At 72.8% G+C, this 20,956-nt stretch carries 18 protein-coding genes; 2 read left to right on the forward strand and 16 right to left on the reverse strand.

The window, feature by feature from the left end:
• Window positions 1-40: 40 nt before the first annotated feature.
• The 10 genes from QM641_RS00200 to hemE all read right to left on the reverse strand — a co-directional run bounded on the left by QM641_RS00200 (window position 41) and on the right by hemE (window position 10,076).
• Window positions 41-970, reverse strand: a complete 930-nt coding sequence (locus tag QM641_RS00200) for a 4-(cytidine 5'-diphospho)-2-C-methyl-D-erythritol kinase (protein WP_415112236.1) — start codon at window positions 968-970, stop codon at window positions 41-43.
• Window positions 967-2,037, reverse strand: a complete 1,071-nt coding sequence (locus QM641_RS00205; RefSeq protein ID WP_415112238.1) for an aldo/keto reductase — start codon at window positions 2,035-2,037, stop codon at window positions 967-969. The genes QM641_RS00200 and QM641_RS00205 overlap by 4 nt, the downstream gene beginning before the upstream one ends.
• On the reverse strand, window positions 2,034-2,207 hold the full coding sequence (locus QM641_RS00210) for a hypothetical protein (protein ID WP_415112240.1): 174 nt from the start codon (window positions 2,205-2,207) through the stop codon (window positions 2,034-2,036). The genes QM641_RS00205 and QM641_RS00210 overlap by 4 nt, the downstream gene beginning before the upstream one ends.
• 77 nt (window positions 2,208-2,284) lie before the next feature.
• Window positions 2,285-3,139 carry a 16S rRNA (adenine(1518)-N(6)/adenine(1519)-N(6))-dimethyltransferase RsmA gene (gene rsmA / locus QM641_RS00215; RefSeq protein WP_415112242.1) on the reverse strand — a complete coding sequence of 285 codons (855 nt, stop codon included), beginning with the start codon at window positions 3,137-3,139 and terminating at the stop codon, window positions 2,285-2,287.
• 190 nt (window positions 3,140-3,329) lie between these two features.
• Window positions 3,330-4,637 carry a glutamate-1-semialdehyde 2,1-aminomutase gene (gene hemL, locus QM641_RS00220; protein WP_415112244.1) on the reverse strand — a complete coding sequence of 436 codons (1,308 nt, stop codon included), beginning with the start codon at window positions 4,635-4,637 and terminating at the stop codon, window positions 3,330-3,332.
• Window positions 4,634-5,605, reverse strand: coding sequence for a porphobilinogen synthase (gene hemB / locus QM641_RS00225; RefSeq protein ID WP_415112452.1), 972 nt, complete (start codon window positions 5,603-5,605; stop codon window positions 4,634-4,636). The genes hemL and hemB overlap by 4 nt, the downstream gene beginning before the upstream one ends.
• Before the next feature lie 68 nt (window positions 5,606-5,673).
• Window positions 5,674-6,453, reverse strand: coding sequence for a uroporphyrinogen-III synthase (locus QM641_RS00230; RefSeq protein ID WP_415112246.1), 780 nt, complete (start codon window positions 6,451-6,453; stop codon window positions 5,674-5,676).
• Window positions 6,450-7,499, reverse strand: coding sequence for a hydroxymethylbilane synthase (gene hemC, locus QM641_RS00235; RefSeq protein WP_415112248.1), 1,050 nt, complete (start codon window positions 7,497-7,499; stop codon window positions 6,450-6,452). Before hemC ends, QM641_RS00230 begins: the two co-directional genes overlap by 4 nt.
• A gap of 58 nt (window positions 7,500-7,557) precedes the next feature.
• A complete protein-coding gene (locus tag QM641_RS00240; protein WP_415112250.1) occupies window positions 7,558-8,949 on the reverse strand; it encodes a protoporphyrinogen/coproporphyrinogen oxidase in 1,392 nt (463 codons plus the stop codon).
• Entirely contained in the window at window positions 8,946-10,076 is a 1,131-nt protein-coding gene (gene hemE / locus QM641_RS00245; RefSeq protein ID WP_415112252.1) for a uroporphyrinogen decarboxylase, read from the reverse strand. The genes QM641_RS00240 and hemE overlap by 4 nt, the downstream gene beginning before the upstream one ends.
• A 77-nt stretch (window positions 10,077-10,153) precedes the next feature.
• Between hemE and QM641_RS00250 the strand changes: the two genes are divergently transcribed.
• Window positions 10,154-11,404, forward strand: a complete 1,251-nt coding sequence (locus QM641_RS00250) for a glutamyl-tRNA reductase (RefSeq protein ID WP_415112254.1) — start codon at window positions 10,154-10,156, stop codon at window positions 11,402-11,404.
• Window positions 11,405-11,423: 19 nt separating this feature from the next.
• Here QM641_RS00250 and QM641_RS00255 read toward each other — a convergent pair whose 3' ends face one another.
• From QM641_RS00255 to rsmI, 4 genes are all read right to left on the reverse strand, one after another.
• A complete protein-coding gene (locus QM641_RS00255; RefSeq protein ID WP_415112454.1) occupies window positions 11,424-11,714 on the reverse strand; it encodes a hypothetical protein in 291 nt (96 codons plus the stop codon).
• A gap of 149 nt (window positions 11,715-11,863) precedes the next feature.
• Window positions 11,864-12,739, reverse strand: coding sequence for a TatD family hydrolase (locus QM641_RS00260; RefSeq protein ID WP_415112256.1), 876 nt, complete (start codon window positions 12,737-12,739; stop codon window positions 11,864-11,866).
• Window positions 12,736-14,298, reverse strand: a complete 1,563-nt coding sequence (gene metG, locus QM641_RS00265) for a methionine--tRNA ligase (protein ID WP_415112258.1) — start codon at window positions 14,296-14,298, stop codon at window positions 12,736-12,738. Before metG ends, QM641_RS00260 begins: the two co-directional genes overlap by 4 nt.
• Before the next feature lie 94 nt (window positions 14,299-14,392).
• The gene (gene rsmI, locus QM641_RS00270; RefSeq protein ID WP_415112260.1) at window positions 14,393-15,238 is read right to left on the reverse strand and encodes a 16S rRNA (cytidine(1402)-2'-O)-methyltransferase; all 846 of its coding nucleotides are present in this window, start codon (window positions 15,236-15,238) and stop codon (window positions 14,393-14,395) included.
• 22 nt (window positions 15,239-15,260) lie between these two features.
• On the opposite strand from rsmI, the gene QM641_RS00275 reads away from it, so the two are divergent.
• Window positions 15,261-16,847, forward strand: a complete 1,587-nt coding sequence (locus QM641_RS00275; protein WP_415112262.1) for a dolichyl-phosphate-mannose--protein mannosyltransferase — start codon at window positions 15,261-15,263, stop codon at window positions 16,845-16,847.
• 146 nt (window positions 16,848-16,993) lie between these two features.
• Here the strand turns inward: QM641_RS00275 and QM641_RS00280 are convergent, their stop codons facing one another.
• On the reverse strand, window positions 16,994-18,508 hold the full coding sequence (locus QM641_RS00280; RefSeq protein ID WP_415112264.1) for an ATP-dependent DNA ligase: 1,515 nt from the start codon (window positions 18,506-18,508) through the stop codon (window positions 16,994-16,996).
• 66 nt (window positions 18,509-18,574) lie between these two features.
• The gene (locus QM641_RS00285; protein WP_415112266.1) at window positions 18,575-20,812 is read right to left on the reverse strand and encodes a 2OG-Fe(II) oxygenase; all 2,238 of its coding nucleotides are present in this window, start codon (window positions 20,810-20,812) and stop codon (window positions 18,575-18,577) included.
• Window positions 20,813-20,956 lie beyond the last annotated feature (144 nt).

The raw sequence follows: 20,956 nt of genomic DNA on the forward strand, positions 1-20,956 counted from the left end.
ACCGGAGCGGGCACACCGACCTCCGGGGCCGAGGCTCCCGTCAGTCCGAGACGATGCGGGCGCCGGGCACCGGACCGTGCACGTGAAAGGCGGCCAGGCCGGATGCCGTGAACAGCTCGCGCAGTTCGGCGGCGGCGCCGGAACCACCGCCGAGGAAGGCGACCGTGGGCCCCGACCCCGAGACGATGCCGCCCAGCGCGCCCTGCGATCCCCCAAGGGCGAGGAGCGCGGCCAGGTCGGGGCGCAGCGACCGCGCCGCCGTCTGCAGGTCGTTGCGCAGGGCCACCGCGAGGGCGGCCGGCGCACCGGCGCGCAGCGCCTGCAGCACCGCGGGGTCGACGACCGGCTCGTCCGTCGGCGCCAGCGCGCGCCCGGTCGCACGCAGCCGGTCGAGCTCGCGATAGACCTCCGGTGTCGACAGCCCCTCGTCGCTCGTGACGAGCACCCACTCGAACCGGCCCCCGGCCAACGCCGGCGTGAGCACATCGCCCCGCCCAGTGCCCACCGCCGTGCCGCCCAGGAGCGCGAACGGCACGTCCGCACCCAGGCGTGCGGCCAGCGCGTGCAGCCGGGCGTGGCTGAGCCCGCCCCGCCAGAGCGCGTCGCACGCGACGAGCGCGGCCGCGGCATCCGCCGATCCCCCGCCCATGCCGCCGGCCACCGGCACGCCCTTGTGCACCTCAAGGTGCACACCGCCCTCGTGCCCCAGCTCGAGCGCGACCAGCCGCGCGGCACGGATCGCGAGGTTGCGGTCGTCCTGCGGCACGCCGGTCGTGTCGACCTCGCCGTGGACGCTGATCGTGAAGCCGTCGGCAGGCGTGGCGACGACGTCCTCGTACAGCGAGACGGCCTGATAGACGGATGCCACGTCGTGATAGCCGTCGGCACCGGCCGCGCCGACCTCGAAGAAGACGTTGAGCTTGCCGGGCGCGCGCACGTGCACCCGGCGCGGGGCGACGCCTGCGTTCACGCCTTCGTCGAGCTGGCCCACAGATCGACGTCGATGGCGCCGGCCAGCACGTCGATCTGCTCCAGCTCCTCCGCGACGAAGGCCGGTCCGTCGAGGGCCGCGAGGTTCTCGTCGAGCTGCTCGGGCCGCGAGGCGCCGATCAACGCCGATGTGATCACCGGGTCGCGCAGCACCCACTGGATCGCCAACTGGGCGAGAGTCTGCCCGCGCTCGCGCGCGACGACGTTCAGCGAGCGCAACGCATTCAGCGCCCCGTCGCTGAGCCGGCCGCTCGGGAGCGACCCGCGCTGCTGGGCACGCTCGGCGGTGCCGTCGGCGAGGTACTTGCCGGTGAGCAGGCCCTGGGCGAGCGGGGTGAACGCGATCGCGCCCATGCCCTCCTGCCTGAGCACCCCGGTGAGTCCGTCCTCGACCCAGCGGTTGAGGATCGAGTACGCGGGCTGGTGGATGACCAGCGGCGTGCCGAGCGAGTGCGCGACGGCCTTGGCCGCCGCCGTGCGCGCGGCACTGTACGACGAGATGCCGACATAGAGCGCCTTGCCCTGCCGCACGAGCGTGTCGAGGGCGCCGATCGTCTCCTCCAGCGGGGTGACCGCGTCGGCGCGGTGCGAGTAGAAGATGTCGACGTAGTCCAGGCCCATGCGCCCCAGCGACTGGTCGGCGCTCGCGAGGATGTACTTGCGCGAGCCCTGCGTGCCGTAGGGCCCCGGCCACATGTCCCAGCCCGCCTTCGACGAGATGATGAGCTCGTCGCGGTACGGCGCGAAGTCCTCGCGCATCATGCGCCCGAAGTTGGTCTCAGCCGAGCCGTACGGCGGGCCGTAGTTGTTGGCCAGGTCGAAGTGCGTGATGCCGCGGTCGAAGGCGTGGCGCAGAAGCGTGCGCTGATTGTCGAACGGGATGTTGTCACCGAAGTTCCACCACAGCCCCAGCGACAGCGGCGGGAGGTAAAGGCCGGACTCGCCGACCTGACGGCAGTCGGCGCCCTCGTAGCGGCTCTCGGCGGCGGTGTACGGACGGTGGGTGTCGCCGTTGCGGCTCGGCGGGAAGCGTTCGGAGTCGGTCACCGTTCCAGGCTATCGACAACGCCGTCGAGAAAGCCGCGGACGACGGCATCCTGCCACGCCGCGACCTGCGCCGGATCAGTGTCGTCGACCATGCGCACGCGCGGCCCGTCCGCCTCGACCGACGCGACGTCGAGCGGGGCCGCGTGTTGGGCGCGAGCGAGCTCGTTCATCGCCCGCCGCTCGCGGAGGTGCCGCCGCGCTCGCGCCGGACGCGCCGCATGGCAGTCATGGCAGCCCGCCGCGTCCGTCAGCGGCCGTCCGCGACCTCGCGGGCGATCGCGACGAAGTCCTCGATCGACAGCTGCTCTCCGCGCGCGGTGGGGTCGACCCCGGCTGCCGCGAGAATCTCGGATGCCGCGGCCGCGGATCCGCCGACGACCCCGGCGAGCGACTGCCGGAGCATCTTACGTCGCTGACCGAATGCGGCATCCACGATCTCGAACACGGTCCGCCGCAGCGTGTCGTCACCGCGCGGCGCTGCGCCGCGCTCGAACGCGACGAGCACGCTGTCGACGTTGGGCACCGGCCAGAACACCTGACGCGACACCGTGCCGGCCAGCCGCCACGACCCGTACCAGGCGGCCTTGACGCTCGGGACGCCGTACGCCTTCGAGCCCGGAGAGGCCGCGAGACGCTCGCCGACCTCGGCCTGCACCATCACGACCCCGCGCTGCAGTTCGGGGAACGTCTGCAGGAAGTGCAGCAGCACGGGCACGCTGACGTTGTAGGGCAGGTTCGCGACCAGCACGTTCGGGGCGCCGGGGAGCTCTGTGACCCGGAGTGCGTCGGCGTCGAGCACGGTCAGAGCGCCCGCGGCCACGCCGTGCGCGGCGACGGTCGAGGGCAGACGCTCGGCGAGGCGGTGATCGATCTCGACCGCCGTGACCGATGCTCCGGTCTCGAGGATCGCGAGGGTCAGCGATCCGAGGCCCGGCCCGATCTCCACGACGCGATCGGCCGCCCTCACGTTCGCGACGTGCACGATCTTGCGGACGGTGTTCGCGTCGACGACGAAGTTCTGACCGAGCTTCTTGGTCGGCGTGACGTCGAGGTCGGCGGCCAGCGCGCGGATCTCGGCGGCGCCGAGGAGGGTCACGGGCATGCCGATCAGCCTACCGACGCGGCAAGGACCCCAGCCGCCCGCCTGACGGGGCCGGGCACTCGCAGAATCTGTCCCGCTTACAGGGCCAAAGCGCCTCTGGCGGGCCCTGCGCAGACCGATGAGCGGTTTGACCCTGTAAGCGGGACGCACAAGCAGCGAGACCGGCCGCCGCCGGGCAGCTCCGGCAGGGTCAGAGGGCCGCGGCGGCAGCCTTGGCCGCGGCCGGGAGCGCGGCGACGACGCGGTCGATCGCGGTGTCGTCGTGGGCGGCGGTGAGGAACCAGGCCTCGAAGGCCGACGGCGGCAGGGAAACCCCGGCGTCCAGCATCGCGTGGAAGAACGCGGCGTACGCGGCGGTGTCCTGCCTGCCGGCGGTCTCATAGTCCGCCACTCCGCCGGCGACCTCCTCGCCCCAGAAGACGCTGAACAGGGTCCCCGCGGTCTGGATCGTGTGCGGCACGCCGGCCCCGGTCAGCGCCTCGCCGACGGCGGTGCGGACCGCGACGGATGCCTCGTCCAACCGCCCGTACGCGGCGGCATCGGCGTGCCGCAGCGTCGCGAGCCCCGCCGCGACGGCCACCGGGTTCCCCGACAGGGTCCCGGCCTGGTAGACCGGGCCGAGCGGGGCGAGCCGGTCCATGACCTCCGCGCGCCCTGCCACCGCGGCAACCGGCAGCCCGCCGCCGATGACCTTGCCGAAGGTGATGAGGTCCGGGACGACGACCTCCCCGGCCCCGGCCAGCACCTCGGCGTAGCCTCCCGGCGCGGCACGGAACCCGGTGAGCACCTCGTCGCTGATCAGGAGCGCACCGGCGGCGCGGCACTGTTCCGCCAAGAACCTGCTGAAGCCCGGCGCAGGCGGCACGACGCCCATGTTGGCCGCCGCAGCCTCGGTGATCACCGCGGCGATGCGCTCGCCATGAACGCGGAACGCCTCGGCCACCGCGGCGCGGTCGTTGTAGGGCAGCACGAGGGTCTGCGCCGCGATCGGCGCCGGCACGCCCGCCGATCCGGGCAGCGCGAAGGTCGCGAGCCCCGAGCCGGCCTGCGCGAGCAGACCGTCGGAGTGTCCGTGGTAGTGGCCCGCGAACTTCACGACGAGGTCTCGCCCGGTGAACCCGCGCGCGAGACGGATCGCCGTCATCGTCGCCTCGGTGCCGGTGGAGACCAACCGCACCTTCTCGGCGGCCGGCACCCGCTCGCGGATGAGCGCGGCGAGCTCGGTCTCGCCCGGCGTCGGAGCGCCGAAAGACAGCCCGGCACGCGCCGCCTCGACGACGGCATCCACAACCGCGGGGTGCGCGTGGCCGAGCAGTGCCGGCCCCCAGCTCGCGACGAGATCGACGTATTCCCGGCCGTCCGCGTCGGTGACGTAGGGTCCGGATGCCGCGACGAAGAACCGCGGAGTCCCCGACACCGAGCCGTAGGCGCGCACGGGCGAGTTCACACCGCCGGGGATCACCGCCTTGGCGGCCTCGAACAGCTCGTCGACCGTCACGACAGGCTCCTTCCCTCGCGCAGCCACCGCGCGACCTCCAGCGCCCAGTAGGTGAGGACGACGTCGGCGCCGGCGCGGCGGATGCCGAGCAGCGACTCGCCGATCGCGCGGTCGCGGTCGATCAGCCCGGCCTCGGCGGCGGCCTCGATCAGCGCGAACTCCCCCGACACCTGGTAGGCCCACACCGGGATCGGCGACACGTCCGCGACCCGCGCCAGCACGTCGAGATAGGCGCCGGCGGGCTTGACCATGACGATGTCCGCACCCTCCCGGATGTCGAGCATCGCCTCCTCGACCCCCTCGCGACCGTTCGCGGGGTCGAGCTGGTAGGTGCGGCGGTCCCCGGAGAGGGTCGACTCCACGGCATCCCGGAACGGCCCGTACAAGGCCGACGCGTACTTCGCCGAATAGGCCAGGATGCCGACCTCCTCGTGGCCCGCCGCATCCAGCGCCGCGCGGCACGCGGCGACCTGACCGTCCATCATGCCGGACAGTCCGAGGAGGTCGGCCCCCGCCTCGGCCTGCGCGACGGCCATGCGCGCATAGACCACGAGTGTCGCGTCGTTGTCGACCGAGCCGTCGGCGGCGAGGAGCCCGCAGTGCCCGTGGTCGGTGAATTCGTCCAGGCACAGGTCGCTCTGGATCGTCAGCCGGCCGCGGGCAGCATCCTGCGCGACGCGGATCGCGCGGTTCAGGATGCCGTCCGGATCGATCGCGCCGGAGCCGACCGCATCCCGCATGACCGGGACCCCGAACAGCATGATGCCGCCCAGGCCCGCGCCGGCCGCCTCCTCGACCAGTGCCGGCAGCGAGTCGAGGGTGTGCTGGAACACCCCGGGCATCGTCCGGATCGGGCGCGGGGCGTCGATCCCCTCGCGCACGAAGACCGGCAGGACGAGCTGGGCGGGCACGAGCGCATGCTGTGCGGCCAGGCGTCGCAGTGCCGGGGTGCGGCGGCCGCGCCGCATGCGGCGGGCGGGAAATCCGGCGGACCAGCGGGCGGGGACGTCGCCGGAAGAATCGGCGGGAAGATCGGTCACGCGGGACCTCCATCGTGGTGCGGGCGAGTGGCGAAGTGAGCGTCGAGCGCGTCGATGAGGGCATCGACGGTCTGCACGGGCGCGGTGAGTGCGACCGGGATGCCGATGCGTGCGGCATCCCGCGTCGTGCCCGGACCGATCGAGGCGACGACGACGAGCTCGGAGAGCTCGACCTGACGCTTGAGCTCGCGGCCGACGCTGAGCGAGGTGAGCAGCACCGCGTGGATGCGGCCGGAGCGGAGGTCGCGGGCGATCTCTGGGGCGAGGTCGACTCCGACGGTGCGGTATGCGATGCCGACATCGACCGCGAAGCCGTGCAGCTCCAGTTCGTCGCTGACGACGGCGCGCGCGAGGTCGGAGCGCAGCACGAGGCATCGACCGGTCGCGCCGGGGTCGTGCCGTGCGCACCACTGGGCGACGAGGTTCTCGCCGGACGACGGCCCGTCCGGGGTGAACGCGACCGTCCAGCCGGCCGCGGAGACCGCGCGCGCGGTGGCCGCGCCGACGACGGCGATGCGGGTCGCGGACGGTACCGCGACCCCGGCGCCGGTGAGCTGCTCGATGGTCGCGGCCGACGTGACGAACAGCCAGTCGTATTCCCCCGCGGAGAGTCGGGCGAACACGGCGTCGCGCGCGGCGGGGTCGCGCGGAGGCCGGGCGGCGATGAGGGGGGCGACGACGGGGTCCGCTCCTCTGCTGCGCAGCGTGTCGCTCACGCGGGCGCCCCACGCGCCGCCGCGCGGGACCAGGACGCGCGCTCCGGTGAGGCCGCTCACGAGCGCGGCTCCGGCGTATCTGCGGGGGTGGAGGCACCCTCAGCGGGGAAAGTGGCACCCTCGGCGAGGGTGGAGGCACCCTCGGCGAGGAAAGTGGCACCCTCGGCGAGGAGGGTGGTGGCGACGGCGGTGGCGACACGGGCACGGGTGGTGAGGGGGGCGGGGATCAGGGCGGCGGGGGCGGGGTGCGCGGGGACGGGGATCAGGGCGGCGAGGGGGGCCGTCGCGCGAGCGCGGGCGACCTCGCGGCCGTCGGCGCTGTACACCTCGGCGTGCAGCCGCACCTCGCCGCCGACAGCGGTCGCGCTCACCGCGATGGGCGCGGTGCAGCCGGCCTCCAGGAGCGCGAGCACCTCCCGTTCCAGCAGCGCCGTGGCCGCGGCGACCGGATCGGTGATGCTCCGCAGCGCCTCGCCCAACGCGCCGTCGAGGTCGTCCTGCCGCAGCTCGACGGCGAGCGCGCCCTGGGCGGCGGAGGTCGGCCACTCCTCGAGCGGGAACACCTCGCTGATCTCGTCCGTGCGGCCGATGCGGCGCAGGCCCGCCTCGGCCAGCACGATCGCGTCGTACTCGCCCGCGGCCACCCTGCGCAGCCGCGTGTCGACATTGCCGCGGATGTCGACGACGACCAGGTCGGGCCGAACCCGCCGCACCTGCGCGGCCCGACGCGGCGATCCGGTGCCGACGCGGGCGCCGGGGGGAAGGGCGGCGAGCGCACGCCCGCCGGTGGCGCACAGCACGTCGTTCTGCCGTTCCCGCGCCGGGATGCCGCCGATCGAGAGCCCGGGATGCGCCGCCGTCGGGAGGTCCTTCATGGAGTGCACCACGACATCGCACTCGCCGCGCAGGAGCGCCTCGCGCAGCGCCGCCGCGAACACCCCGGTGCCGCCGAGCGAGGCGAGCGAGCCGGTCGCGACATCGCCGTACGAGACGATCGGGACGAGCTCGACCGTCGCCCCCGTCGCCGCGGTGAGCAGGTCCGCGACGTGGCGGGACTGCGTCGTCGCGAGAGCGCTCGCGCGCGTGCCGAGGCGGATGGTGCGCATCGGTCCATTCTCCCCGATGCGCACCGCTCGGCGCACGTCGGCCCGCGCGGGGCTCGGGTCATCGCGCGAGGGTCGCGCCGACCGCCCGCGCGTGCGGCACCACCGAGGCGAGCCCGGTGCCGGCGACCGCGGCGCCGGCCAGGACGATGCCGCGGCGCTCCGCCTCGGCGACGACCTCTGCGGGAAGCATGCCGGAGGCAGCGACAGGCCACCGCATCACGACCTCCTCGCGGATATCGCCGGCCTCCACCGCGACACCGGTGAGCAGGGCGACCTCGCGCGCGAGCGCCGCACGGTCGCGCGCCTCGAACGCGCCGGCCTCGCGCGCGGAGAGCCGCAGCACGTGCACACCGGGCGGGAGCGCCTCGCCGACCCACGGCCACTTCGCGTTTACGTGGGTGAGCGCCTTGGCCGCCGCGTCCGTGCCCGGCGCGACGATGACCCCGCTGCCGACCGGGAACGCGTCGAGCCCCGGGGCCTCGACGGCGACGTGGACGACGGCCACGGCATCGTCCTCCCCCACCGACTCGACACGCCCCGCGGGCTCGCCCGGCGTTCGAGGCCCTGCGGTGCCGCTCGGCGACCGGATCAGGCGCGCCGCGGCGCGCGCGTCGACCGCGAGCACGACGCGCCGGGCCCGTACCGCCGAGCCGTCGCCCAGGACCAGCTCGTGCCCGCCGTCGACCGCGCGCAACGCCGTGACCGGGGCGTCGGTGCGCACACGGGCGCCGTGCGCGCGCGCGAGGTCGGCCAGCGCCGCGGCGAGCCGCCACACGCCGCCGCGGATGCCTCCGACCGCACTCCCGGGTCGCCCTCCGGGCGCGAGGGATGCCGCCGCCTCGACCAGCGAGCCGTGCTCCCGGTAGCGCCGCCACAGCTCGGGGTGCAGTCTCGACAGCCGCGCCGCCCCGGCCGGCCGCGAGTACACGCTGCGGCAGATCGGGTCGACGAGGAGGTCGGCCACGCGCGGCCCGAGCCGGGTCGCGGCGAGCGTGTGCAGATCCGGCTCCGCGGCGGCCCGCGCCGCGGGGAGGGCCGGCTCCGCGGCGGCGAGCGCCGCGGCATCCGCCCCCACGATGCGCACGACGTCGGCCGCGAGCGGGTCGGCGGGAATACCGAGGATCGTGCGCTGCGGCAGCGGGGCTCGATCGATGCCGCCTGCGGCGGGCCAGACCAGCTGCGCGCCGCCGGGCCGCGGGAGGGCGATATCCAGCGGCAGCCCGAGCTCGCCGATGAGGGCCGCGACGGCTCCGGTGCGGGTCGCGAACGACTCGGCGCCGGCATCGGTCTCGACGCCCGCGATCGTCAGCGGCCGCAGCATGCCGCCGACATGCGGACCGCTCTCGCACACCACGACGCGCAGGCCTGCCCGCGCGGCCTCGGCGGCGACGACGAGCCCCGCGATCCCCGCGCCGACCACGGCGACGTCGACGGGATCGGTGTCGTTCACACCGCCCGCCACTCGTGCACGGTGCGCACCAGACGCGTCAGCACCGCCGGATCCGTCTCCTTCGGCACGCCGTGACCGAGGTTGAACACGTGCGCCCGCGCGGCGAGGCCGTCCGCCAGTATCGACCCGACCGCGGCGTCGAGCACGGGCTCGGGAGCGGCCAGCAGCGCCGGGTCGAGGTTTCCCTGTACGGTGACCTCGCGACCGACCCGCGCGACGGCGTCTCGGAGCGAGACCCGGTGATCCACTCCGATCCCGTCGACCCCGATCGAGGCCATGTCGGCCAGGATCTCGCCGGTGCCGACACCGAAGTGCACGAGCGGCACGTGCTCCAGCTCCACGCCGTCGGGCACCCGCAGCGCCCGTACCGGGTCCAGGGCCGCGGCAGAGGCGGGGAGCACGGCACGGCGGTAGTCCGCGGGGGCGAGGCCCCCTGCCCACGAATCGAACAGCTGCACGGCGCTCGCACCCGCCCGCACCTGCAGCACGAGGAACGCCCCGGCGAGCGCGGCGAGCCACTCCACGAGCGAACGCCAGGCCACCGGGTCCTCGTGGATGAGGCGCCGCGCGGCGAGGTGGTCCTTGGAGGGGCCGCCCTCCACGAGATAGGCCGCGAGCGTGAACGGAGCGCCGGCGAAGCCGATCAGCGGAATCGACTCGCCGCGCTCGTGCGAGAGGGCGGCGAGCTCGCCGGTCGTGCGGGCGACGGCATCCGCCACCCGTTCTCCCCGCTCCAGCACGAGCGCGGGATCGATCCGGGTGGCCGCGGCGATGTCGGCGCCCGTGCGCAGGGGCCGGGCGAACACCGGACCGCGCCCGGGCACGATCTCCACCTCGATGCCGGCGAGCAGGAGCGGCACGACGATGTCGCTGAAGAAGATGGCGGCATCCACCCCGTGCCGGCGCACCGGCTGCAGCGTGATCTCGCTGGCCAGGTCCGGGTCCAGGCACGCGTCGAGCATCGATCCGGCGCGCGCGCGCAACCGGCGGTACTCCGGCAGCGACCGGCCGGCCTGCCGCATGAACCACACCGGCACGACCTCGGGGCGCGTGCCCATGAGCGCCCGGACGAGCCGCGACGAGGACGTTCCGTGCGCACGGAGCGGGTGGCTGGCGGCCAGGGACATGCGGTCTTTTCCGGGAGGAGAGTCGGCGGAATCGTTCCTGGCTAGACTAACGGGGAACACCCGGAGGAACCGCACTCGTGCTCGTCTGCCTGTCCGCTCACCATCGCTCGGCGCCGTTCGAGTCGCTGGAGAGCCTGTCGCGCCTGGGCGAGTCCGCCGCGCCCGCGCTCCGCGCCGCGCACGAGGACATCCTCGGCACCGTCGTGCTCGCCACGTGCAACCGTTTCGAGGCGTACTTCGACATCGCCGACGAGTCCCCGGTGCCGTCGATGGATGCCGCCATGGAGAGGCTCGCCGCGATGAGCGACCTTCCGTTTCGCACGGTGCGCGAGAGCGTCGATTTCGCGCACGGAAGCGGCGTGGCACGTCACCTGTTCTCGGTCGCCGCGGGCCTGGAGTCGGTCGTCGTCGGCGAGGACGAGATCGCCGGGCAGGTCAAGCGCGCCCTCGACGCCGCCCGCAAGCAGGGCCTGACCACCACGCCGCTGGAGAGCCTGTTCCAGCGCGCCGCCGAGACCTCGCGCGTCGTGAAGAACGCCGTGGGCGTGGGCGCGGCGGGAAGGTCGCTGGTGCGGGTGGCGCTGCAGATGGCCTCGTCGCGGGTCGTCGACTGGGCGCAGACGCGGGTGCTCCTGATCGGCACCGGCCGCTATGCCGCCACGACGCTGTCGGTGCTGCGCAGCCACGGCGCCGTGGACATCGGTGTGTTCTCGGCATCGGGCCGCGGCGCCGAGTTCGCGGCCCGGCAGGGCCTTGCCCTGGTCACAGAACGGGACTTCGCCGCGGCCGCGGCCCGCGCCCAGGTCGTGATCGCCTGCACGAGCGCGTCGGATGCCCCGGTCCTGCCCGCCCCGGTGTTGCGCGCCGCCCGCGGTGGCGATGCGCACGCGCAACTGGTGATCGATCTCGGGATGCCTCGGAACGTCGACCCCGCTGTCGCCGAGCTGCCCGGCACCGAGCTGCTCGACCTCGACACGATCCGCCTGCACGCGCCGCTGGACGAGTTCGCCGCCCTCGGGGAGGCCCGCGAGATCGTCGCGGAGGCCGCGCGACGCCACGCCGCCGAGCGCCGCGTGCGAGAGGTGTCGCCCTCTGTCGTCGCACTCCGCGGCTACCTGCACGGCCTGCTCGAGGAGGAGATCGCGCGGCTGCGCGGTCGCGGCGACGGGGTCGCCGAGACAGAGCGGGCGCTGCGGCACTTCGAGGGCGTGGTGCTGCACCGGTTGATCGGGCAGGGCCACACTCTCGCCGCCGCGGGAGCGGGTCAGGAATGGTGCCAGGCTCTCGAGCTGGTCTTCCCGCTCGACACGCAGCGCCCGTCGGACTGACGGCCCACGGCAATCCCGATCAGCCTCTGTCGGTGCCGAACTCCCGGTTCATGAGCAACTGGATGTCGCGGTCCATGCCGTCCAGTCGCGTGTGCACCGCCTGGAACCGGGCGTTCATCTCCTCCCGGAGGCCGCCGATCTCCGCGCCGAGCTCCGCCCGGACGCCGCCGATCGCCGCGCTGAGCTCCCTCCGCACGGCACCGATCTCGGTCTTGATGACGCGCGTGAACATCGTCGAGATGATCGTCATCGTGCCGAGGAACGACGCGGCCAGCACGCCGATCACCGCCCACGTCTGCGCGTCGTCCATCTCGATCACCCTTCCATTGTCCCGGTTCGGATACTCCGACGCTACGGCGCCGCGCACCCCGACGCGGGCGGATTCCGACGATCCGTGGACAGCTCGCGAGGTCGAGCGTCTGTGGAGAAGACGGCGCCCGCAGCAACCACCGGGACAGCTCAGAAGGCGCCGTAGACGGCAAGGGTGTTCGCCGCGAGCTGCGCGCACAGCTCGTCCACCTCGAGCCCGAGCTCGGCAGCCATGAACCGCACCGTCACCGGAACGAGGTACGGCGCATTCGGCCGCCCGCGGTGCGGGATGGGAGTGAGGAAGGGGGCATCCGTCTCCACGAGGATCCGCTCGCGCGGCGTCACCGAGAGCGCGTCGCGCAGGTTCTGCGCGTTCTTGAACGTGACGTTGCCCGCGAAGCTCAGGTAGTAGCCGCGCTCGGCGCAGGAGCGCGCCATGTCCGCGTCGCCCGAGAAGCAGTGGAACACCGTGCGGTCGGGGGCGCCCACGCGTTCGAGCGTTTCAAGGACGGCCGCGTGCGCGTCGCGGTCGTGGATCTGCATCGCGATGCCGTGCTTCTTCGCGAGCTCGATATGCGCCTCGAAGCTGAAGAACTGGGCGGCGTGCCCCTCCTCGCCGGTGCGGAAGAAGTCCAGGCCCGTCTCGCCGATCGCGCGCACGCGCGGCTGCGCCGCCAGCTCGTCGATCACCGAGATGGCCTCGTCGAGCCGGCCCGCCTCGGCGTACCCGGGAGCCTCGTTGGGGTGGATAGCGACGGCCGCGAGCACCCGCGGGTCGGAGGAGGCGGCATCCGCCGACCACACGCTCGAGGCGATGTCGCCCCCCGCCTGCACCACGCCGACGACGCCGACGGATGCCGCCAGCTCCAGCTGCTCGGCAAGGGTGCGGGGCTCGTCGCCGTCGGCGATCTCCAGGTGGCAGTGGTTGTCGTACACCGGCACGCGCAGCGGCTCGGGCGCCTGCGGCCACCGCACGTCGCGCGAGCCCTGCTCCCGCCGCCGCACGTACCCCGACGGGTCCGTCACGCGGATTGCTCCACGCGCGGGAACAGCGGCGCGAGCCCGTTGACGCTCGCCCCGGGGCGGAGCACCCCCCAGACACCGGCCTCGCGGATCGGCTGGTCGACCAGGCGACCCGGGCCGCCCAGGGCGACCCACAGCTTCTCGGTCGAGACCGGCATGATCGGCGAGAGGAGCACCGCGAGGGCGCGCAGGCCCTCCGCGGCCGTGTAGAGCACCGTGCCCAATCGTGCGCGCTGCGCGTCATCCTTGGCGAGCGCCCACGGCTCGTTGTCGGTGATGTACGCGTTCAGGGCGTCGACGACGGTCCAGATCGCGGCGATCGCCTCGTCGGGGCGGAAGCGCTCCATGGCCGCGTCGGCGGCGGTCGCGGCATCCGCCACCGTCTGCTGGATCGCGAGGTCACCGGTCTCGTACTCGCCCGGGGGCGGCACGATCCCCTCGAAGTAGCGCTCGATCATCGCCGTCGTGCGCGAGGCGAGGTTGCCGAAGCCGTTCGCCAGCTCCGCCTGGTAGCGCGCCGACAGGTCCTCCCACGAGAACGAGCCGTCCTGGCCGAACGCGATCGCGGAGAGGAAGTAGAACCGGTAGGCGTCGGAGCCGAACACATCGGTGATCTCGGTGGGCGCGATGCCGGTGAGCTTCGACTTCGACATCTTCTCGCCGCCGACCAGCAGCCAGCCGTGCGCGAAGACGCCCTCGGGCACGTCGAGGCCGGCCGCCATGAGCATCGCGGGCCAGATCACGGCGTGGAACCGCAGGATGTCCTTGCCGACCACGTGGCGGGCCGGCCAGCGCCGCGCGAACTCCACCGGGTCGGAGCCGTAGCCCACCGCCGTGACGTAGTTCAGGAGCGCGTCGATCCACACGTAGATGACATGCGACTCGTCCCACGGCACCGTGATGCCCCAGTCGAACGTCGACCGCGACACCGAGAGGTCCTTGAGCCCCTGCTTGACGAACGAGACGACCTCGTTGCGCGCCGACTCCGGCTGTACGAACCCGGTCTTGTACAGCTCGAGCAGCCGGTCCTGGAACTCGCTCAGCTTGAAGAAGTAGTTCTTCTCCTGCAGCAGCTCCAACGGCTTGGAGTGGATCGCACAGACCTTGAGCCCCTCGAAGGGACCCGTGCCGTCGACGATCTCGGACTCGGGCTTGAACTCCTCGCAGCCCACGCAGTACAGCGCCTCGTACTCCCCCGCGTAGATGTAGCCGCGGTCGTACAGCGCCTGGAAGAACACCTGGACGTTGCGCTCATGCCGCTCCTGCGTGGTGCGGATGAAGTCGTCGTTGGCGACGTCGAGGGTCTTCAGGAGCGGATGCCACGACTCGCTCACGAGCTTGTCGACCCACTGCTGCGGGGTCACCCCGTTGGCGGTGGCCGCGCGGAGCATCTTTTGGCCGTGCTCGTCGGTGCCGGTGAGCATCCAGGTGTCGTCGCCGGCCTGGCGGTGCCAGCGCGCGAGCGTGTCGACGGCGACGGTCGTATAGCCGTGCCCGATGTGGGGTACGTCGCTCGGGTAGTAGATCGGCGTCGTGATGTAGAAGCTGCGGCCGGAAGTCACCAGACGATTCTATTTGCCCCCGCGAGGGTGCTCACTCCCCCCGCGAGGGTGCTCCCTCCCCCCGCGAGGGTGCTCCCTCCCCCCGCGAGGGTGCTCACTCCCCCCGCGAGGGTGCTCCTTGCACAGACCGAGCGGCGAGCGCGGCCTGGTACAGCTCGCGGGAGGAGTGGCCGGTGAGACCGGCGACCTCGGCGGCGGCATCCTTCAGGCGTGCTCCACTCGCCACGAGCGACTGCACCTGGGCGAGCGCGTCGTCGGGCGAGACCGCGCGCGCGACCGCTCCGGCCACCACCACGACGAGCTCGCCCCGGACACCCCCGGACGCCCAGGCCGCCAGCTCGGCGAGCTCGCCGCGCACGACCTCCTCGTGCAGCTTGGTCAGCTCGCGGCACACGGCCGCGCGGCGGTCGGCGCCGAACGCGTCGGCCATCGCGGCGAGAGTCTCGGCCAGGCGCGACGGGCCCTCGAAGAAGACCATCGTGCGCGGCTCGGCGGCAAGCGCCGCGAGGGCGCGGCGGCGCTCCCCGGGCTTGCGCGGCGGGAACCCCTCGAACGTGAAGCGGTCGGTGGGAAGCCCCGCCACGGCGAGCGCGGCCAGCACGGCGCTCGGCCCCGGAATGACGCTCACCGCGACGCCCTGCGCCACCGCCTCGGCGACGAGGCCGTAACCGGGGTCGCTGACGGTGGGCATGCCGGCATCCGACAACACGAGCAGCTCCGCCTCGCGCGCCGCGGCGACGAGCTCGGCCGCGCGGTGCTTCTCGTTGTGGTCGTGCAGCGCCACGAGCCGCGGGTGGTTCTGCACCCCGAGCGCCCGCAGCAGGTGCTGCGCCGTGCGGGTGTCCTCCGCGGCGACCACCGTCGCGGACTCCAGAGCGGCGACGAGACGGGGCGAGGCATCCCCCAGATTGCCGATCGGCGTCGCCGCGAGGATGATCACCGCCCCAGCTTAGGCTGGACCGGTGACCACGCCCGCGACCACGATCACGCCTCCGGTGCGACCGTCCGCGTACGACCGCTGGCGTGCACGCACCGATGCCGACCCGCGCCTTCGCCGCCTGTACGCGTGGCTCGCCCCGACACTCGTCACGCTCCTGGCGGCCGGACTGCGCCTGTGGAACCTGGGGCATCCGCACGCCTTGGTGTTCGACGAGACGTACTACGTGAAGGACGCCTGGAGCCAGTGGAACCTCGGCTACGCGGCGACCTGGCCCGACGGCGCTGACGAGCAGTTCGTCGCCGGCCAGACCGACCTCTTCCAGGCCGACGGCAGCTTCGTGGTGCATCCGCCGCTTGGGAAATACCTGATCGGAGCGGGGATGGCGCTGTTCGGCGCCGACTCGTCCTTCGGGTGGCGCATCGCCGTCGCGCTGAGCGGCACCGCGTGCGTGCTCCTGCTGTACCTCATCGCGCGGGCCCTCACCGGCTCGATCGTGTTCGCCGCGGTCGCCTCGGGCCTGCTCGCGATCGACGGGCTCGGCATCGTGATGAGCCGCGTCGCCTTGCTCGATGTCATCCTCACGATGTTCACGCTCCTCGCGTTCTGGTTCGTGCTGCTCGATCGGCGCAGGCACCTCGACCGGCTCGCCGCGGGCATCGCCGCGCGCGAGACCGATGCCGGTCCGCCCGCATGGGGACCGGTGCTGTGGAACCGCCCGTGGGTGGTGGCGGCCGGCGCAGCGGCGGGCGCGGCGTCCGCCGTCAAGTGGTCGGGCGCATGGGCGCTCGCCGCGATCGGCCTCTATCTCGTGATCTCCGACGCGCTCGCGCGACGCCGCTGGGGCGTACAGCTCTGGCCCGCGGATGCCGCCTTCCGCCAGGGGGCGGTGTCGTTCCTGCTGCTCGTGCCCGTCGCGGTGGTCGTATACCTGGCATCGTGGACCGGCTGGCTCACCACCCACGGCGGCTACGGGCGCGACCGCCTCGATCCGGATCCGGGCTTCTGGTCGTGGGTTCCGCTGCCGCTTCGGAACCTCTGGCACTACCACGAGACGATCTACAACTCGACGGCGAGCATCACCTCCTCGCACCCGTACATGAGCCCCGCGTGGCAGTGGCCGCTGCTGTGGCGGCCGACCTCGATGTACGTGCAGACCGCTGCCGATGGTTCGCCCGGGTGCGTGGGAGCGAACGGCTGCATCGCGACCATCTACAGCATGCCCGACCCGCTGGTGTGGTGGGGCGGGGTCGCCGCGGTCGTGTTCATCGGCTACCTGTTCGTCCGCACGCGGGACTGGCGGTACGCGTTCGTCCTCACCGGTGTCGCCGCGACCTATGCACCGTGGCTGCTGTTCGCCGAGCGCACGGTCTTCCAGTTCTACACGATCGTCATCCTGCCCTTCATGCTCCTGGCGCTCGCCTTCGCGCTGCGCTCGATCGCGGGCTCGAGCTCGACCGACCCGGTGCGCCGCCGGTCCGGACAGCGCACGGTGGTCGTGCTCCTCGCCGCCGCGGTCGCGTTGTCGGCGTTCTGGTTCCCGTTGTGGACCGCGATCCAGGTGCCGTACGACTTCTACCACCTGCACGCGTGGTTGCCCGGCTGGATCTGACTCCGGCATCCCGACTCACTGCTTTCCCACCGAGTCACTGCCCTGCAGCGCAGTGACTCGCCACTAAGGCAGTGACTCGCGAAACAACGCAGTGACTCGGGATGCCGCGCCCGGGGTCAGCCCGGTAAGGCACCGGCCCGCGCACCTTACCGGAGGCCCTCCCGGAGGCTCTGGATGGTGTCGGCCTCGCGCGGGCTCTTGTCGGGGCGATACGCCTTCACGCGCGCGAACCGCAGCGCGAGCCCGCCCGGGTAGCGCGGCGAACGCTGCACGCCGTCGACCGCGATCTCGACGACGGTCACCGGCTCCACGAACACGGCGTGGGCGGTCCGGTGCGTCGCGATCTGCGGGAACCGCTCGGTCTGCCAGCGGAGCAGCTCGTCGGTGAGGCCCTTGAAGGTCTTGCCGACCATGACGAACCCGCCCGGCTCGCCGAACTCTCCGGTGGGGTCGAGCGCGCCCAGGTGCAGGTTCGACAGCATTCCGGTGCGGCGCCCCGAACCCCACTCGCACGCGAGCACGACAAGATCGAGCGTTCGCACGGGCTTGACCTTGACCCAGCTCTTGCCGCGGCGACCCGCCGCGTAGACCGAGTCGATCGCCTTGACGACCACGCCCTCGTGCCCGGCGGCGAGCGCCCGACGCGAGAGCTCATCCGCGGCGTCGCCGTCGGCGGTGACGATGCCCGGCATCCGCCACGGCCCCGCAACGCGCTCCAGCTCGGCCAGCCGTACGCGCAGCGGCTCGTCGATGATGTCCCGCCCGTCGACGTGCAGCAGGTCGAAGAACCAGGGGCGGAGCGCCACCTCCGACGGCGCGTCGGCGCCGAAACGCGACATCGTGTCCTGGAAGGGCCGCGGCGCGCCGTCCTCGTCGAGCGAGAGCGTCTCGCCGTCGAGGATGAGCTCGCGCGCGTCGAGACCGCGGACGACCCGCACGATTTCCGGCACGCGATGGGTGATGTCGGCGAGGCTCCGCGTGTAGACGCGCACCTGGTCGCCCCGACGATGCACCTGGATGCGGGCGCCGTCGAGCTTGTACTCCACCGACGCCTCGCCCGTCTCGATGAGGGCGTCCGCGACGGACGCCGCGGTCGACGCCAGCATCGGCATGACCGGCCGCCCGACGGCAAGGCCCACGGCCTCGAGGTCGGCACCGGTGAGGGCGAGCCGCGCCGTCTCGCCGAGGTCGCCGGAGAGCATCGCGGCCCGGCGGACGGATGCCGCGGACCGGTCCGCCGCGCGGGCCACGGCCTCCAGCAGCACGCCCTCGAGCGCGCCGGTGCGCAGCTCACCCAGCATAACGCGGCGCACGAACTCCCATTCCGGCGCGGTCGCGCGCTCGGCGAGGTCCACGAGGGTGCTGCTGCGCATGGCGGCCGAGCCGGGTCCGGATGCCGCGGCGAGCACGTCGAAGGCCTCGTCGACGTCGGCGATGGTCAGGGTCGGCACCTCGGCGTGCGGCGCGTCGATCGCCAAGAGCCCGCGCCAGCCGACGCCGAGGCGCCCCTGCCGCGGGCTCGCGGTGAGGAGGGCCACCGCGGGAGCGACCTCGTCGGGGTCGAGGCGAGCGAGCAGCCGCGCGAGGGCGTCGATCTTCGCGAGGCGCGACCGCGTGGCGGTGACCTCGTGGACCGTTGCGACGACCTCGGCGAGCAGCATGCCGGCATTGTCCCACCGGCCTCCGACACCCGAACCCGCGCGGCGCACCGGCACCGGTAGAAGAGTTCACTCCTCCCCGCGCAGCCACGCCAGGTCCCGCATCGCCTGACGACGGTGCGCGGCTTCGCGCTCGTGAAGGTCCGGCCGCTTCGCGAGGTGCAGCGTGTAGGGGCTGCCCTTGCGGATCGTGCGATGCATGACGGGAAGCTCGGCTGCTTCGATGCGCTGATGGATGTGCTGGCGCCGGTCTGCCCTCAGCGGCCAGTCGAGCTCCGTGGCCGTGCGGTCCGCGAGGAAGCGCCGCAGGCGCTCGCACAGGTCGCACCCGCAGCCCGACCACGTGATCGACCAGTCGTCGGCGGGTCGTGGCGTGATCCCGACGACACCCTCCAGCCGACGCACCGCGTCACCGGCCAACAGCGCCGGCGCGGCCGAGCCGAGGCGGCGCAGCAGCGGGAGCTCCAGATCGAGCACACCGTCGCCGCACGCCGCAAGGGATGCCACGAACTCCTCCACCAGTTCGGAATCGGCGGTCCTGACGAGTGCCTCCGCCGGCCTCACGACCGGTGCCAGGTTGCGCGCCCGTGACCGCGGACCCGCGGTGAGGGCCGCCGTGATCGAACTCAGCACGCCCGCCCAGATCCGTCGGCACAACCGGGTGACGACGCTGGCTGCGCCGGCCCGCCTGAGCGCCGCGGCCACGTCCGGCATGGTGTCGCTCGCCCACTCCCAGTACCCGTGCCGGTAGCCGTCGACAGGGAACCAGGACTCGATCAACCTCGCCGTCGACGCGTCTCCGTACCTCTGGCGAACCGCAGCCAACGCCGCCGCGTGAGCGGCCGTCACCTCTTTCCCGTCGCAGTGGGCGAGGAGGTCGTGGGCGAGTTCGGCGTCCTCCACAGCGTCCGCGAGCGCCAGGAGCGGGGCCAGAAGACCCGCACTGCCTGCTCGGAGCAGACCCGTCAGCGCCTTCGCATCGGCTCGGGCCTGATCGAGGTCGGCCCCGCCGCCCAACCGGGCATTCAGCTCGGCGATCGCGTTGGGCAGGTCCGCCTCTGCGCGCGCGATGAAGTCCCTCTCCTGCGGCCACAGCACGATCGCGGCTCGGCGATACCAGCGGTCGAGGGTGTTGCCGTAGTTGCCCATGTAGCCCTCGTATTCGGACTGATACGGGGCCATCGATGCCGTCGGTGTGACGGAGCAGACCTCGCTCTCGTCCACACCGAGACCGATCTGCTCCCCGTCGCCGACACCGTCCCGCTTCCACCAGCCCAGCGAGATCTCATCGTCGAGCAGCTCCCCGAGGTCGTATGACGCACCAGACCCTCCGTCGTCGTACCCCTCGTCGTCCGGGCCGTCCTCGTATCGCCACGACCACCCGTCCTCGTAGGCGTTCCAGGTCTGGCGAATCTCACCGAGAGCGAGCGCGCTCCGACAGCCGGCTCGAGCCGCAGCGGTCTGCAGTCGCCTCACCCACTCGACATCGCGGCCCTTGAGACGACCCGCGGCCAGCCCTCGTTCGCTGTACTCGTGGTCGAGCAGGACCACCAGGTGGTTCGGCGCCGGAGACGGCTCGTCCGACCAGGGTCGTGGCACCGGGGTGGCGAAGTGCTCACCCACCAGGGCGGCGAGCTCCTCCTCCGGATCGAGCTCGATCGTCTCGGCATCGCGGGTGACGAGCAGGTTGAAGGTCAGCGTCACCCGGCGTCCGGAACGCACCGGCCGCACCTCGTGCACGCAATCGGCATAGAAGGCCACGAAGCCGATGGAGTTCCGGTCCGAGTGTCGATAGGCGTGGGTCTTTCCGCCATGGCTCACCAGGAGCTCCCCGCCGGAATGGACGGACGGCAACGACACCACCAGCGTCGCCACCATCTCGTCATCCTTCTCCGAGTCTCGATGGGGCGCGAAGAACTGGTCCGGCCCGTAGACGAGCAGCGCGTGCAGCTCGGCGCGAACACGCGAGCCTCTCGGCAGGCCGAGTCCCTCGTGCACGTCGGCCAGCACGGCATCGAGCAGCTCGTCCCAGGCGCCGCCCAAGCTGACTTGGTCAGCGGTCAGCTCCCACGTGTCGCGCACCGACGTGTCGGTCAGCGTCTGTTCACCGAGCCCGAACATCGCCGGACGCGCGACCGACACGAGCATTCGCTCCTGCGCGGCGCCGACGGGGAGCTTCACCGAGCCGATCCCGTCCACCAATAACGTCACGCCCGCGGCCGGTGCCGACGTCTCCACGCTGAAGGACCCGGTTGACTCACCACCGCGCAGAAGGCGAGCGATCTTCTCTCGGGCTGGCTTGACCATGACCGACAACCTACCGAGGAGGACTGCCCGCTGCGGGTAGCGCTCGCCTTGGCGCATGTGGTCGCCGCTGCCGCGGAACGCGACCATACGCGCCGACCCGAGGCGCGTGCGCCTTCCTCACCTGCCCCGTATTGTCGCCGCAGC

Origin of the sequence: Microbacterium sp., assembly GCF_047605725.1 — a bacterium.
Classification (GTDB): Bacteria; Actinomycetota; Actinomycetes; order Actinomycetales; family Microbacteriaceae; genus Microbacterium.

Bases quoted from the DNA above. Each gene is read 5' to 3' on its own strand.
- QM641_RS00210 (WP_415112240.1), bottom strand. From the start codon at position 2,207: ATGAACGAGCTCGCTCGCGCCCAACACGCGGCCCCGCTCGACGTCGCG.
- rsmA (WP_415112242.1), bottom strand. From the start codon at position 3,139: ATGCCCGTGACCCTCCTCGGCGCCGCCGAGATCCGCGCGCTGGCCGCC.
- hemB (WP_415112452.1), bottom strand. From the start codon at position 5,605: ATGCGGCGCGGCCGCCGCACCCCGGCACTGCGACGCCTGGCCGCACAG.
- hemC (WP_415112248.1), bottom strand. From the start codon at position 7,499: ATGCGCACCATCCGCCTCGGCACGCGCGCGAGCGCTCTCGCGACGACG.
- hemE (WP_415112252.1), bottom strand. From the start codon at position 10,076: ATGTCCCTGGCCGCCAGCCACCCGCTCCGTGCGCACGGAACGTCCTCG.
- QM641_RS00255 (WP_415112454.1), bottom strand. From the start codon at position 11,714: ATGGACGACGCGCAGACGTGGGCGGTGATCGGCGTGCTGGCCGCGTCG.
- QM641_RS00280 (WP_415112264.1), bottom strand. From the start codon at position 18,508: ATGCTGCTCGCCGAGGTCGTCGCAACGGTCCACGAGGTCACCGCCACG.
- QM641_RS00285 (WP_415112266.1), bottom strand. From the start codon at position 20,812: ATGGTCAAGCCAGCCCGAGAGAAGATCGCTCGCCTTCTGCGCGGTGGT.